Raw genomic sequence first — 12,818 nt, forward strand, 5'->3', positions numbered from 1 at the left:
TTGAAGCAATGCCTATCAGCGGTTCTAGCAACCAGGAAGGATTTGGGTCACCAGATCGGCATTGACCCACTTGACCTCACCGGAGTCCACATCAGCGATCTGAAACAGGTTGTGGATCTTCGGATCACGAGCGGCACCACCGCAGTGAATCACGTGACCCATCCACCAGTCTTTGTCGCGCTTTTCCCCAGTTAGATAGTCGTGGCGAACGATCACCGTCATCCCTGGAGCAACGTCCAGGAACACTGGCCGTTCCACAGAGTCCTGCCGACTAGAGAGACCATGATCAACAGACATAACAACAAGCATAGTACGCACGTATTAGCCATGGATGGGGTAGGCATGGGCGGGGATGTTTCCCAGCAATGACTCAAGCGACGTCAATCCATGGCCATTGAGCTGCTTCTGCAGCTGGCACTCGGCGCGATTGCTGTTGTAGCCAACGCCCTTTCAGCCTTTGCAGGTGGCGGTGCTGGCCTAGTGCAGCTACCGGCGCTGATCCTGCTGGGGCTCCCCTTCGCCTCAGCTCTGGCCACCCACAAACTGGCCAGCGTGGCCCTAGGTGTTGGTGCGGCTGGTCGCCATTGGCGAGCCAGTAGCCTCGACCCCCACATATGCCTGATGATCCTGTGCGCGGGTCTACCGGGAGTGTGGATCGGAGCAAGCAGCGTGCTGGCTTTGCCGCATCGCATCGCCACAGCAGCCCTGGGGTTGCTGACGCTATCTCTCGGGCTGTACTCAGCCCGTCGCCCCAAACTCGGACAAACCGAACGGGTGGTGAACATCAACAGGCAGCAACAGCTGATCGGGATTGGCGTGCTCTTCGCGATCGGGGTGCTCAACGGTTCCCTTTCATCAGGCTCAGGCCTTTTCGTCACGCTGTGGCTGGTGCGCTGGTTCGGATTGAGTTATCCAAGAGCTGTTGCCCACACGTTGATCATGGTGGGCCTGATCTGGAACGGCACCGGCGCTTTGGTCCTCGGGTTCAGCGGCGAAATCCACTGGAGCTGGCTGCCAGCCCTGATCGTGGGATCGCTGATCGGGGGATATCTCGGTGCTCACCTTTCACTCAAACAAGGAAATCGACTGGTAAAAAAAGCTTTCGAATGTCTCGCTCTGCTGATGGGCCTTTCACTGCTGATTCGCAGCCTTTGAGCCGGTCTTCCAGCTCACACGGTCAACCAGTAAATCAATGCAACATCGTTCAACAGCGGCGATCAATTTCGAATGCCTTAGAGAAACTTGCACACATCCACATCAACTTATTTTGTTAGAAATAGTTTGATAATGCACAATCCAAACAAAACACCAGACAATGGTCCAGCCACCGGAACCCATGAATACCTCCAACAAGACGAACCTTTACCATCAATAGGAAGAACAGCATGCGCCAATCGTGGACCCAAATCTCTTGCTGGATTGATGGCGTATCCCGTTGGTCCTCCAAGGGATAAACCAATTCCCCAAACGACAAAGCCAAAGATATAAGGCAACGAACCGTCTGAAAAATTATAAGTATTGCCGTATTCGGCAAGCGCACCAGCGATAATCACAAGCGCTGTTGTCGCTAAGCATTCAGAAAGATAATTTGCGAAACCATTTTTGATCGCAGGTGCTGTTGCAAAAACCGACAGCTTATCGCTCCTACTTTCCGTTTGCTTCCAATGAGGCAAATAAACAAGCCATACAAACACTGCTCCCAAGAATGCTCCAATGCATTGAGCAAGGATGATTGCCATAACCATCCATCCAGAGGAATACTTGCCAAGGCCATATTTCATCAAAGTAATGACAGGGTTAATATCTCCGCCTCTGGACCCAGATGCCATAGAGATAAATATACCTATCATTACGGCGAAGCCCCAACCTGCTGAAATAGCCATCCAACCCGAGCTATACGATTTCGAAGATTTCAATAAGGCTCCACCGCATACACCGCATCCAAACAGTACCAAAAAAAGTGTGCCCAATAGTTCGCCAATGAAGTAATTCTGATACATAGGATTGATTCTTTATAAAATCATTGTAATTCGGCTTTTTCATGCTAACAATCAAAAACAAAAGCAACCGTTAGGCGGAGCAACAAGGCACACTAGTTAACATATAAAACCAGGCTTTTGTGAACTTAATTGCATCTATATTGACGGCAATTATCCATTTAAATAACAGACCACGCTCCCTGGCGTTGGCAAACGCCAACAGACTATTGCAAGACACCTCCAAAAACTGGCAAGAACGCCTATGCATTACGCCAAAGGTTAATAGGGAATTCACATCATCACGACGGCTCTATTGGACCGCTCTCCGATCTAATCGATGAAACTGGAAATCATGGTTCCTCATCGTCGAGCAGCTGGGTCACTCAAGCATCACAACCTCTCCAAAGCTCACAGAATCGTTTTCCAAACTCTTGATGGGAGCCAGAGGCAGCTGCATATAGGCCCGAGAAACATACCTGAGGATGCTCAGCAGCGGAGCGCACTGAAGCCAAACCACTGACAGAAACAGCGCATCCATGCTGTTGCTGCGAGAGTGATGACCAGTAACGCAATCGCCAGTCAATCCCAATCAAAGTTAGCAGAGTTCTGTTGTTGCCAATTACCTAGCGAACCACAATGAATAATCAAATCCTGAAAATCAATGATTTCACGACTGCAAGAAAACTGAGGCAGGCATACCAGAAACATCAACCTCAGCCATAAAAATGCCACCAGCAGAAGGCATCAAAGCCAGGCTCTCCTGATCAAGATCATATTTAGCGGTTGTGATATAGAGCTTATCAAATGCAGACCCCCCAAAACAGCAAGAGGTTACTTGCGAGCAAGGAATTTCTACTGTTGCCAAATGCTTACCATTTCTTGGATCCCAACAAGTCACAGCACTTCCGTTCCAAAGAGCAATCCAAAGCATGCCATTACAATCAATAGTCATGCCGTCGGGCGAACAATTCCAATCAGGAGGTATTTGAATGCAGACCTCTCCAGCACCCGCCAAATCACCACTTTCGGTCAGGGGGAACCGCTTCACATGAAGAGTTGGGGTGTCAACATAATAAAAAGTTTTTCTATCCAACGACCAGGCAAGTCCGTTTGAGATGGTAACCCCATCAATCATCTGACTGGACTTAAAAAATTTATTTAACCTCCATAGAGATCCAGCATTAGGCAAAAAATCATAATGAAGGTTGCCAGCCCATAATCGTCCCCAAGGGTCGCACTTTCCATCATTAAATCGGTGGTTAGACAGATGTTCAATTGGATTATGCAACGGTATTATTTCTCCACTATCAGGATTGATTAATTTAAATCCATCAGACGTCGCAGCTAACAAGCGACCCTTGCTTGTTGGCACAACACAACCCACATGGCTAGCTGTATCAATAAAACGATTGGTCTGATGGCAAGGGTCGAATAAGCCAATGCGTGAGGCTTCGATATCGACCCAAATCAAAAGCCCACGCTCCTCCCACCAGTGAGGACCTTCTGCGAGACGAGCTCCGACATCAAGTACGCATTCCGATGCATAGACCCTGATCTGTTGATGCATGAAGAATTTCTGCTAAGAGTTTTGAAATCATTGTGACAACTCCTGCGAAGAATGTCATAGAAGCAAAGACTTTCAAAATGTCTTATCTTCACAGACAAGATTCATAATTGGTTCTCATTACATCTGCACATCAGATTAAAAGCTGCGTTCTGCACACGAAACCGAGCAACGGATAGCTAGAAGGCGTTGTGATTATTCCGCGCATCCCTCGAGCGATCCAACAGTGCCGACTCATTTATGAGGCGTGATTCAACATCTGGGACCATCCATCAGCGATGTCACTTGAGCCACGTCGACCAGCGACCCCAGTTGCAGCGATGCAGTCCAGGTAAGTGCTGATGACGAAAACTTTAATGTCCTCCACTCTTAGGGAATCAAGTCGTCGACTCATCGCAGAATGACAAGGATTGATCTAAGCGGTGGCCTGGTTGTAGTAACCGGCGGAGCAGGCTCGATCGGCAGCGCTATTGCCCTTCATGCTGCTCAAGCAGGAGCCAGCGTTGCCGTCTGCGACACCAATATCGAAGCTGCTGGACGCATCGCTGCACAGATTCGCTCAAACGGGGGCGTTTCCGAAGGCTTCCAACTCGATGTCACCGATGCGGCCGCAGTGAGACAGATCATGCAGAGGTCAGTCGAAAAACTTGGTGAAATGCGCGGCCTGGTGACCGCCGCCGGGCTTTTACGCACAGGACCACTCGCGACCCAGACCCATCGAGACTGGCAACAAATGATGGCCGTCAACGTTGATGGAACATTCCATGCAGTGCAGGCCGCCATTCCCTATCTGAAATCGACAGGAGGCTCGATTGTGACCATGGGAAGTGTTTCGGCGTTCATCGGCTCAGCGGATGGAGGGGGCTACACCACCTCCAAGGGAGCCGTGCTCAGCTTGAGCTACGCCGCAGCTGGGGAATTAGCGCCGCAAGGTATCCGCGTGAACAACGTTGCACCTGGTTGGGTCGACGGAGGGTTTACCCACCAAGCCTTGGAAGCAAGCGATGACCCGGACGCCCTCAGGAGACGAGCTCGCGCACTTCACCCCCTGGGACGCATGGCTAAACCAGATGATGTTGCCAACGCTGTGGTGTGGCTTCTCTCTGATCAAGCAGCGTTCATCACAGGCTCAATGCTTTTGGTGGATGGTGGTTTCATGATTCAGCATTGACAGCAAATCCAGGTTTTAAGTGACCTAAGCATTCCAACCAATGCAATCATGTTGAAACCGCTTTTTGAGATGATTTACTCTCAAGACAATTAACTTTAAGAGTCTTATCTACAATTACGTTTTGGCCAAGAGATTGAAAGAACAGGGATAAAATTGATATGTAATGAAAACGTTCTGCGAATGGCCCTGTCTCTTGATCTAAAAACCATAAAAAGGTCTTTCTATGCATCGATTGGAGAAATCGTGTTTGGCATGGAAGATGGAACCGTTACCATCTTTGGACTTGTTGCTGGGGTTGCAATTACAGCTAATAACAGCACACAAGTTCTTTTAGCAGGAGCTACAGGTGGAATTTCCTCAGCCATATCAATGATGTGCGGCGTTTTTCTTGATCTTCAATCCGACCACGATCAAGAAAAAATCAAGAATAAGAAACGCTTTATAAAAATCCAAAATGAACCCGGAAAAGCAGCCGATCATTTTCTATTGAAACTATCGGACGCTGGAATAAGTGAACAAACCATTTATACAATTCGATCCGAGATCACGGATGACACCAAGAAACTGATCGCTTTGGACTCAGCATTTGATTCGCAAGAGTCAGACACACCTGATAGTCCATTCATCCATGCTTGCTGGATGTTCATCTCAAATGCACTATCTGCATTGACTCCAGTGGTCGCTTTTGCGTTTTGGCCACTAGCCACAGCGCGTTGGATATCACTACTGATGACGCTTACACTCCTATTCCTGCTTGGATTTGGGAGGGCAAAAATAGGCCAACGCGCCATCTACCCCACCGTGATACAAACCGTTGGCATTGCAAGCTTCGCAGCAGCAGGCGGAGTCATCATTGGACAGATAATCAGCCGAAGCTTTTCATAAAAATTGCTAGCAAGACTCCGCCAACAACCTCAGCATGCAATCACTGAAACTCTCTACTAATACTGAAGCATCTTCTACTAGTGATCATTAGACTTAAGTCAAAAAAGATGAAAAATACTTCCCAAATTGCCTCAATAGTCCGCAATTTTTCTGATACTAGAGACCACATGCAATCATTGCTGGATGCAAGTGGGGCTAGGTTCGATATAAGTTAAGCCTGATCAACAAGCAAAGAAACTGACTTCAACCGAGTTTCCCCCGTATCAAAAAACAGCCTATTGATGACGTGAGAAATGAGATTGTCAACACTAGGGCGCTCACCAGCGATTGTGGTGGCGCTGAAATCAAGACAATTTATCATTAAAAAGGGTCCATATTTAGACATTTACCCTCTCCGGCTAGAAGAACATTCCGACGATTCATCATTCGGATTAACTTAATAATGCCTTTCAACCGACTAAGTCTGAAAAACTGGGGTTAGTTCAGTCCAGTAAGCACAAAGAACACAACACAGATTGTTAATGGGCATGGTCACGCAGCCGCCTTAGAGAACTTGCTGTGCTTTGACAGTGGAAGCTCAGCTCTCTGTCACCTCAATCAATACAGCAGGATTTCCATCGTCGTCTTTGTGGTCTGAGTAACGAAATTCGTCGTCACCGCCAAGCTGGAACCTCGAATCGCTGCAATCTTTACTGCTCCCTTGCAGGATGATGCCGTAGTCCTCAACAAGACGTGTACAGGCGCTGATGATTTGCTCAGTACTGGCCTTCCAGGGATGGATGCCTTGAAGATCCTCGGCTCCAAGCAGGACTCCATCCAAAACTGCGGAGATTGGATCGGTCGTCATTGTTTGACAGGCTTTCCGTCCAAGAGGCTCACCAGAAAGCGGGACAGTGCATCCAGCCAATCTGCTGCAGTTCCTTGTAGAGAGACACAGCATCCTCATAGGCCATATGAATGCGTGACTTGATCAGAGCTGGCTGGCTGTGAGGCATGGGCCTGCCGTTTTCGACAACAACCTGGACATCTCCATCAAGAGTTTTGGATTGCTGGTGGAACCGCATTGCCCAATGAGTCTTGGGGTCTTCCAGCCAGGCGTCTGACATAGTCACTTGCTGAGGTCTTGCTCTTATCGATAGAGGCCCGTACCCCCTGATGCCCAGCCAAGTACAAATAACTACAAGGAGCGAGCAACTGCACAACTGGGGGTGAGCGAGTCGGCCTGTGGCATCAGCGACTGCGGCCCCAGCAGACTGTTATGGGGATCAGGCATGACCACGTCAGAGTCGAAGCCGCGATGCTGACTCAGGACAAAAGATAACGATCTGCCAGAAATCGCTCATTAAGCCCCAATAAAGTTGCGCTTCACCAGGACTCAAACAACGATGGTTAACGGCGGAGTGAATACCTGCAGTGAAAAACAAACATTGTCGATCGATGGGACAACAAGATTCAGAACAGAACGAGAATCATTCTCACTTTCCTGATGCTGATCATCATGTTGACAGCAAAGCTGGACGGGGATAAATATGGAGTATCAATCAAGAGCCACTGAAATGACAGTGAACGATCAATCTTGCGATTGCCAACCGTGTGACAACAAAGTTGCCTCCCACTTGGCTGTGGAGAAAGATGGCAGCACTTACTGCTCTGAAGATTGCGCAAACGGCCGAGCGTCTGTCAATCATCAAGACGAATTAGAATGCTGCAACAAGTAACAGCCCTTATATTTTTACGTATAAGATCCGCAAAGTAATCATATTAAAAGTCTACAGGTTTCAAGACATTATTTGGAAATTGGACATAGTTATCCCTTTTAAAGTTATCGGTATCGAGCCTACGGCAAATTCCGTCAGGGAAGTTTAATCTGGTTCCTCTAGGCACAAATCGTCCATCGCAGCAAAGTTGTTGAAGCGCTTTACGTTGTCTGTGACCAGCGGTTGAGATGATTGACAGAAAAGGTTTTAATCGAGAACCTACTCAAGCAGCCGAATTTGAGCCAAGTCGCCTCATCACTTAGATCGATAGCCTAAATGTGGTCGTTCTGATGAAACGGGTAACGAAAAAGAGCCAGGCAGGACGATCCAGCCTGGTACTGGCCAAACCGCCTGAGCTCAAGTCCAAGTCACCTCTAACAGGGCGAGAGCTCCTGCCTTTGCTGTAACTGAAGCCTGAAAACAAATACCAGTTCATTTGCTACTTCATCAGGTTCCACAATTCAAAGCGGGCAACAAACTCGATCAAACAGGAATCAGCGCAGTTGCCAAGCGAGTCTTGATCAAAGTCGTCAACGCAGCGCACGTCCATTGCCAATGAATCCTTAGGAGCCCATCAACAACATGCTCAGATGGGCACAAACTTGTTTCCACGGCAGTGTGGATCGGTAGCGATCACTCCCGTCGAGTGGTGTCGCCGGGCCTCTAAAGCGCCAACAACAGCTTTATTGCTCAAACTCAGACAAGATTGACTGAAAAGCCTCAGCATCATCTCTCTTTGTCGCGGCTGTACGCAATGCTCGTAAAACGTCAGGACGCTTCGCGTACGGAGAGAAGTCGAGCAAACAGTCAACGACTTCCTCAGGGCTTCCATTTGTGACCAAAACCTTAAGAGCCCTGTCCATATCCGCAACAAGCTCGTCAGTGCTCCATAGGCAGTTCTGGCGAATGAAATAACGAAGCTCACCAACAACAACATCAGCAGAAAGGTTGAGCTGTTCTGCCAGTTCGCCAACCTTGTCGTCATCTCCGTCAAACGGCTGATCAAATCCAACAGTGGCGAGGAGTCCATAGTCGACAAACTTCTCGCGCCAGCTGGAGTTGGATTCAAGTCCAGACTCGATGAGGGCCCACACCCTCTGGTGGGCCTCTCTGAAATCGGTGGGTGCGACGGTCATCCGAACCGACCTGCAATCATCTTCTATCCAGAATGGCCATGGTTTTAATTCCTTGCTGTAGGGATTCAAGCCCTCTCACAAAATTCAATCTGGCCAACCAGATCAGCATGCTTCACGATTGGAGACGGCTGGAAAGCAGACCGTGATGCTTAGACGTGAACAGCCTCACTTTCCAGAATGAAGGTTCAAGTGGCTTCTTGCACCCACAGACCAATATTCCAACCTGAACCAACCATTCGAAAGCATCAATAACAAGGACCGATTAAATGCAATCAAAAACTTTTTCATAGAAAGGTATACAGGTGTCAACTGATCTTATAAAGATCGATTTAACCTCACCGTTGACTGCATCATTCCATTAATCGTCCAAGGTATTCGTTTATTCGAGGGTGTCAGCCATGCGGGCAAAGATGGTGCTAAGGAGAGCTTGTTAGTGCTAACAACTCACTATGCATGTCTCTAGAGAGAGAGTCCGTGCCCAGTCGACTTAACGATTGAACTCAGAAGCAGGGTGATGACCCTGATCTGGCAGAGGGGTCATGAAGCTTCGCAGTTGCTGCAGGCCGGATGTTCTCAGCCGAACGGCGGTGACCACGGCATGGATCATGGATCAATCCGAAAGCTGATTGAATCTCAGCTGTCGTCGCGCTGAGTGCTTCTGTTCATCACAATCATGGTTCCCATCGTTGCCTGAGAAGTTGGCCAGCCACACATCAGCTGAACAACAGCTGCTTCTAATTCATCCAATTGGCGTTGGGTTGTCATCGCGGTTCTGGGACCGATTCGTAGCGCACTGGCAAGACCAAGACAGCACGACGGATTTACTCAAGCCCGATCTTCTCGGCTGCGGAAAAGCACCATGCCCGGCACGCCCACTGACACCTGAAGACTGGGCTGAGCCTCTCATCCATCTGCTTCGAGAAAGAGCCAAAGGACCTGTTGTACTGGTCTGCCAGGGAGCGTCTCTGCCCATCGCCCTAGCCATTGAGGCCAACGCTCCCGAGTTGGTGAGCGCATTGGTGGCGATCAGCCCACCGGGCTGGCGGGTTCTAAAGCAGGAGTTCCCTCAGAGCAGAGCACATTGGCTCTGGCGCATCTTGTTTGATGGACTGATCGGCAACTTGTTTTACCGCTATGCAAGGCGTCGCAGATTTCTCGACGGATTTTCCAGAAAAAATTTATTTGCACGCCCTGAATCGGTTGATGACGAATGGCTGGAGATGCTCAAGCAAGGCTCACGAGCGATGGATACCCGCTGGGCGGTGTACTCCTTTCTTGCAGGCTTCTGGCGACGTGACTGGGAGCCACAGCTGACCGGCTTGAACATTCCTATTCAGATCCTCTTCGGCATCAACGCAACTGGGATTGGTTCATCCAGGAGCTGGGATGATCTCGAAGAGCGACTTGGTACATACAGAGAAAAACTGCCCAACGCTTCGATTAGCACCATCCCTGGAAGGAACGTTCTTCCCTATGAGTCAACAGAGGAATGCGTCAACAGCGTCAGGGAATGGGTCTCAACGCTCTAACCAGTCAACCCATCATTTCACTGAGTCCAGAGGGCAGAGGCCCTAACCATTGGGACCTCAGTCACGTGCGCTCCGCAAACACCGGCTTGCATTGGAGTGCTCGGCAGGAGTGGACGCAGCCAGAAGCCAGACGATCGAGAATGAGTCGCCTGTGACTTCAAAAGACGGCGCCATCTGTTAAAAAGCATTCCTCACAGCCCCCGTTCAGATGCCCGTTGATGTCACGGCAATTCTGGTTTCATCCACATTCATGGGAGCCGGGCTGGCATTGGCCAAATTCTTTCCCGAATCCTCGCTGCTGGCGGCTTTCTTTTTAGGTGGACTGGCCCTTGTCAACATTGCGCTCTCAATCGCTGGCTAATCCTCTGACTGCATGTTTCGTGAGCCAATCACCTATCGCTCGCTTTTCGATCATCAGACACATTGGTCATGGCATCTGGTCATGCGCTGTAACGATCCTTAGAGCCACTGCAAAACAGACCTCCTGAGTTTCTGGATGCTCTCGCTACTTAACCTTCACGAAGTTCAAGCACTCAGCAACGACTACCCAAGCAAGCTGTCAGTGTTCAAATCAGCGGAGCTGGTGAATGCTCTTTGACAGATCCAAGAGAAACGACAAACTGAGGATCGCTTTGGTTCTGAACTGGCGAAGTCATCGTTCGTCCTGGTGCGAGTAGCAATCCGCAATCGGGTCTGGATCTGGGCTCTAAAGGAACTATTGATCTCGGAGCTGCCAAGCGTCGAGAACTGATCAAAGGGAGCTGCAGATTGGTTTATCCAAACAAAAAAGGACCTGAGAGAAACCAGCTGGCTCGGGCACTGTCAGTGGCAGCATGCATGCCTGTTAGCCACGACAGGATCAAAGCTTCACGCAAACAGCAAGGGCTGCGTTCTTCAGCTGCCAGAGAGGGTTGATCAACGCCATTTGCGACAACTTCATCGTCCCCGATCCCCAAAACCAACAAACCGCTTTGTAACAGGCTGCCTGAGCAAGCTTTGAACGCCTTTGCACCTGCATCCATGCAGAAACGTGTTCGTTTTGATACGTTGAATAGTGTCATGGGAGGCAAGTCGAGCAGCCGACTCATGACCGTTGGGGAGAGGGAGACGTCACACTCCCTCTTTCCGCAATATCAGCTCTGCGGCGGTGAGCAGGGAATCCAACCAATTTTTTGCAAATTGGTCCACATCTCAATTCCGAGATGACGCGGCATCCTCTGCTGCCGAACTGGATTGCCCAGCACTGGAGACCAGCGAAAAGTGCTCAGCAGAACGCAGTCAACGTGCTTTGTCGAAGTGTCTGGCTTGAATTGGATGAACAGACCTTCCTGACGATTGACCAGCCATCCTGACCAGTGGAGCTGCTGCTGAGACCACGCATCATCAAGATGATCGTTGAACATCAATGCAGTCTGACGGAAATCGAAACGACAGCCGCCTTGCTTTGCGGTTGCCGTTACTGAGCCTGAGAATTCTCCATCGGAATGGGTGCTTCCACAGGCACTTGTTGAACCCCCTCTTTGACTGCCTTTGCAGTGATGAAGCCACCGGTGATCACAACCGCCAAACAGCTCAGGCCAGCCACAACACTAGTAGCCATGATCACTCTGGTCTGGAAGTCAACAGTTGTCTGCTGGCCAGGGCTTGACGCCATGGAGTCCGTTCATCTGTGTCTGTTCTGGCCCTTAATGAAAACTGAAGCAAGCAAGCTTGTCGCTTGACTCGCGACAAGGGTGTCAATGCCAGTGCCTAAGAGGCCAACAAAAGCGACGGCCGATTACCAAGCCAATGCGAAAAGCACCCTACGTGGAAGCTCAATAAACAGCAAACAGTCCAACTACAGCCTGTGCTAATAAACCATCAATACCTTCATCAAGCCGTGCAGACGATGAATCAATCGATCGTTAATCGCAGGTAAATATGGAATTGAAACTAAAAATGCAGGGCTATCGGATAGCACTCGCAACAATAGATTGCGATAACGAAACGTGAAAACTCACCAAAACAACCTCGAATTCACAGAAAAAAACGATGACCACACTGAATTTCGAGGGACCATACGGTCACTCCTATCGCACAAGTATCCGAAATTCAGTACCGGGTTATGACGTCCTTCACGAGATTGCACTCGCAGCAGTTCACACCATGGCCTCTCAAGCCAATCGGGTTCTTGTGGTGGGTCCTGGTCCAGGACAACAGCTCCCCGACTTACTAGACGCCTGTCCAAACGCTGAACTTACGATCCTGGAGCCGAGCCAGCAGATGCTCTCGTTCTGCCGGGAGGCTATCGCCGACCATGCTGGACGAGAACGGTGCAGCTTGATCCAGGGAGAGTTCAATCAAAAGTTGCTGAGATCCATCCATCCAATCGAATGGGATCTTGTGGTGTGTCACAACGTGCTGCATCTGTATGAACCCGACAACCAAGTGAGCCTGCTGCGATTACTGGCTCAAAGCACAGCCTTCAATGGCTCACTGCTACTAAGCGGTTATAGCGAGCCCTCTGAGCAAAAGAGCACGCAACAGATGCTGGAAATTGGGCTTCAGCGCCTTCGCGACCGTCGTCTCAGTGACGATCAGGTCGAAGCGATACGAAGGAGTCGGAATAGGGACGTGTTCTCGATTGACTCCCACAGAGTTTCATCTGTGCTGTCCGCCGAAGAGCTGACACCTGCACTTCAGCTCTATCAAGGCCTGTTTTCAAGACTCTGGTTGAGCAGACGACGAGGAACTGAAATGGGTTAGGTGTCTTTATTTTGATTTTCCTATGAAAAATCAAATCATTTATAACCAAGCT

15 protein-coding genes are annotated in these 12,818 nt (G+C 49.5%); 7 read left to right on the plus strand and 8 right to left on the minus strand.

Annotated elements, in window-relative coordinates; all coding sequences use genetic code 11:
- Positions 1-24: 24 nt before the first annotated feature.
- On the minus strand, positions 25-297 hold the full coding sequence (locus tag DXY31_RS01765) for a DUF3104 domain-containing protein (RefSeq protein ID WP_114991258.1): 273 nt from the start codon (positions 295-297) through the stop codon (positions 25-27).
- 90 nt (positions 298-387) lie between these two features.
- Here DXY31_RS01765 and DXY31_RS01770 point away from each other — a divergent pair, with 90 nt between their 5' ends.
- A complete protein-coding gene (locus tag DXY31_RS01770; RefSeq protein WP_170953486.1) occupies positions 388-1,155 on the plus strand; it encodes a sulfite exporter TauE/SafE family protein in 768 nt (255 codons plus the stop codon).
- A gap of 107 nt (positions 1,156-1,262) precedes the next feature.
- Here the strand turns inward: DXY31_RS01770 and DXY31_RS01775 are convergent, their stop codons facing one another.
- Positions 1,263-2,000, minus strand: coding sequence for an MIP/aquaporin family protein (locus DXY31_RS01775; RefSeq protein WP_114991262.1), 738 nt, complete (start codon positions 1,998-2,000; stop codon positions 1,263-1,265).
- Between the two features lie 646 nt (positions 2,001-2,646).
- Positions 2,647-3,546: an SMP-30/gluconolactonase/LRE family protein gene (locus tag DXY31_RS01785; RefSeq protein ID WP_114991268.1), complete on the minus strand. Its 900-nt coding sequence runs from the start codon at positions 3,544-3,546 to the stop codon at positions 2,647-2,649.
- 397 nt (positions 3,547-3,943) lie between these two features.
- Here DXY31_RS01785 and DXY31_RS01790 point away from each other — a divergent pair, with 397 nt between their 5' ends.
- Both DXY31_RS01790 and DXY31_RS01795 read left to right on the plus strand, forming a co-directional pair.
- Entirely contained in the window at positions 3,944-4,714 is a 771-nt protein-coding gene (locus DXY31_RS01790) for an SDR family NAD(P)-dependent oxidoreductase (protein WP_114991271.1), read from the plus strand.
- A 180-nt stretch (positions 4,715-4,894) separates the two neighbouring features.
- Positions 4,895-5,599: a VIT1/CCC1 transporter family protein gene (locus DXY31_RS01795; protein WP_114991274.1), complete on the plus strand. Its 705-nt coding sequence runs from the start codon at positions 4,895-4,897 to the stop codon at positions 5,597-5,599.
- Positions 5,600-6,176: 577 nt separating this feature from the next.
- Here DXY31_RS01795 and DXY31_RS01800 read toward each other — a convergent pair.
- From DXY31_RS01800 to DXY31_RS01815, 3 genes are all read right to left on the minus strand, one after another.
- A complete protein-coding gene (locus tag DXY31_RS01800) occupies positions 6,177-6,446 on the minus strand; it encodes a hypothetical protein (protein WP_114991278.1) in 270 nt (89 codons plus the stop codon).
- Positions 6,447-6,474: 28 nt separating this feature from the next.
- Positions 6,475-6,705: a DUF1651 domain-containing protein gene (locus DXY31_RS01805; RefSeq protein ID WP_114991281.1), complete on the minus strand. Its 231-nt coding sequence runs from the start codon at positions 6,703-6,705 to the stop codon at positions 6,475-6,477.
- A 1,334-nt stretch (positions 6,706-8,039) separates the two neighbouring features.
- Positions 8,040-8,492, minus strand: a complete 453-nt coding sequence (locus DXY31_RS01815) for a hypothetical protein (RefSeq protein ID WP_114991288.1) — start codon at positions 8,490-8,492, stop codon at positions 8,040-8,042.
- 514 nt (positions 8,493-9,006) lie between these two features.
- Here DXY31_RS01815 and DXY31_RS17275 point away from each other — a divergent pair.
- The 3 genes from DXY31_RS17275 to DXY31_RS17280 all read left to right on the plus strand — a co-directional run bounded on the left by DXY31_RS17275 (position 9,007) and on the right by DXY31_RS17280 (position 10,382).
- The gene (locus DXY31_RS17275; RefSeq protein ID WP_206749782.1) at positions 9,007-9,144 is read left to right on the plus strand and encodes a hypothetical protein; all 138 of its coding nucleotides are present in this window, start codon (positions 9,007-9,009) and stop codon (positions 9,142-9,144) included.
- A gap of 46 nt (positions 9,145-9,190) precedes the next feature.
- Entirely contained in the window at positions 9,191-10,021 is an 831-nt protein-coding gene (locus tag DXY31_RS01820) for an alpha/beta fold hydrolase (RefSeq protein WP_244279449.1), read from the plus strand.
- 208 nt (positions 10,022-10,229) lie between these two features.
- On the plus strand, positions 10,230-10,382 hold the full coding sequence (locus tag DXY31_RS17280) for a hypothetical protein (RefSeq protein ID WP_206749783.1): 153 nt from the start codon (positions 10,230-10,232) through the stop codon (positions 10,380-10,382).
- Between the two features lie 772 nt (positions 10,383-11,154).
- Here the strand turns inward: DXY31_RS17280 and DXY31_RS01830 are convergent.
- On the minus strand, positions 11,155-11,424 hold the full coding sequence (locus DXY31_RS01830) for a DUF1651 domain-containing protein (protein WP_114991294.1): 270 nt from the start codon (positions 11,422-11,424) through the stop codon (positions 11,155-11,157).
- Positions 11,425-11,477: 53 nt separating this feature from the next.
- Entirely contained in the window at positions 11,478-11,675 is a 198-nt protein-coding gene (locus DXY31_RS01835) for a hypothetical protein (protein WP_114991298.1), read from the minus strand.
- A 491-nt stretch (positions 11,676-12,166) separates the two neighbouring features.
- Between DXY31_RS01835 and DXY31_RS01840 the strand changes: the two genes are divergently transcribed.
- Positions 12,167-12,766 (plus strand): class I SAM-dependent methyltransferase, encoded by a 600-nt coding sequence (locus DXY31_RS01840; RefSeq protein WP_170953488.1) that lies wholly within the window; start codon positions 12,167-12,169, stop codon positions 12,764-12,766.
- Positions 12,767-12,818: the final 52 nt, after the last annotated feature.

The organism is Synechococcus sp. UW179A, assembly GCF_900473965.1.
GTDB lineage: Bacteria > Cyanobacteriota > Cyanobacteriia > PCC-6307 > Cyanobiaceae > Synechococcus_C.

Bases quoted from the DNA above. Each gene is read 5' to 3' on its own strand.
- DXY31_RS01765 (WP_114991258.1), bottom strand. From the start codon at position 297: ATGTCTGTTGATCATGGTCTCTCTAGTCGGCAGGACTCTGTGGAACGG.
- DXY31_RS01770 (WP_170953486.1), top strand. From the start codon at position 388: ATGGCCATTGAGCTGCTTCTGCAGCTGGCACTCGGCGCGATTGCTGTT.
- DXY31_RS01775 (WP_114991262.1), bottom strand. From the start codon at position 2,000: ATGTATCAGAATTACTTCATTGGCGAACTATTGGGCACACTTTTTTTG.
- DXY31_RS01785 (WP_114991268.1), bottom strand. From the start codon at position 3,546: ATGCATCAACAGATCAGGGTCTATGCATCGGAATGCGTACTTGATGTC.
- DXY31_RS01790 (WP_114991271.1), top strand. From the start codon at position 3,944: ATGACAAGGATTGATCTAAGCGGTGGCCTGGTTGTAGTAACCGGCGGA.
- DXY31_RS01795 (WP_114991274.1), top strand. From the start codon at position 4,895: ATGGCCCTGTCTCTTGATCTAAAAACCATAAAAAGGTCTTTCTATGCA.
- DXY31_RS01800 (WP_114991278.1), bottom strand. From the start codon at position 6,446: ATGACGACCGATCCAATCTCCGCAGTTTTGGATGGAGTCCTGCTTGGA.
- DXY31_RS01805 (WP_114991281.1), bottom strand. From the start codon at position 6,705: ATGTCAGACGCCTGGCTGGAAGACCCCAAGACTCATTGGGCAATGCGG.
- DXY31_RS01815 (WP_114991288.1), bottom strand. From the start codon at position 8,492: ATGACCGTCGCACCCACCGATTTCAGAGAGGCCCACCAGAGGGTGTGG.
- DXY31_RS17275 (WP_206749782.1), top strand. From the start codon at position 9,007: ATGACCCTGATCTGGCAGAGGGGTCATGAAGCTTCGCAGTTGCTGCAG.
- DXY31_RS17280 (WP_206749783.1), top strand. From the start codon at position 10,230: ATGCCCGTTGATGTCACGGCAATTCTGGTTTCATCCACATTCATGGGA.
- DXY31_RS01830 (WP_114991294.1), bottom strand. From the start codon at position 11,424: ATGTTCAACGATCATCTTGATGATGCGTGGTCTCAGCAGCAGCTCCAC.
- DXY31_RS01835 (WP_114991298.1), bottom strand. From the start codon at position 11,675: ATGGCGTCAAGCCCTGGCCAGCAGACAACTGTTGACTTCCAGACCAGA.
- DXY31_RS01840 (WP_170953488.1), top strand. From the start codon at position 12,167: ATGGCCTCTCAAGCCAATCGGGTTCTTGTGGTGGGTCCTGGTCCAGGA.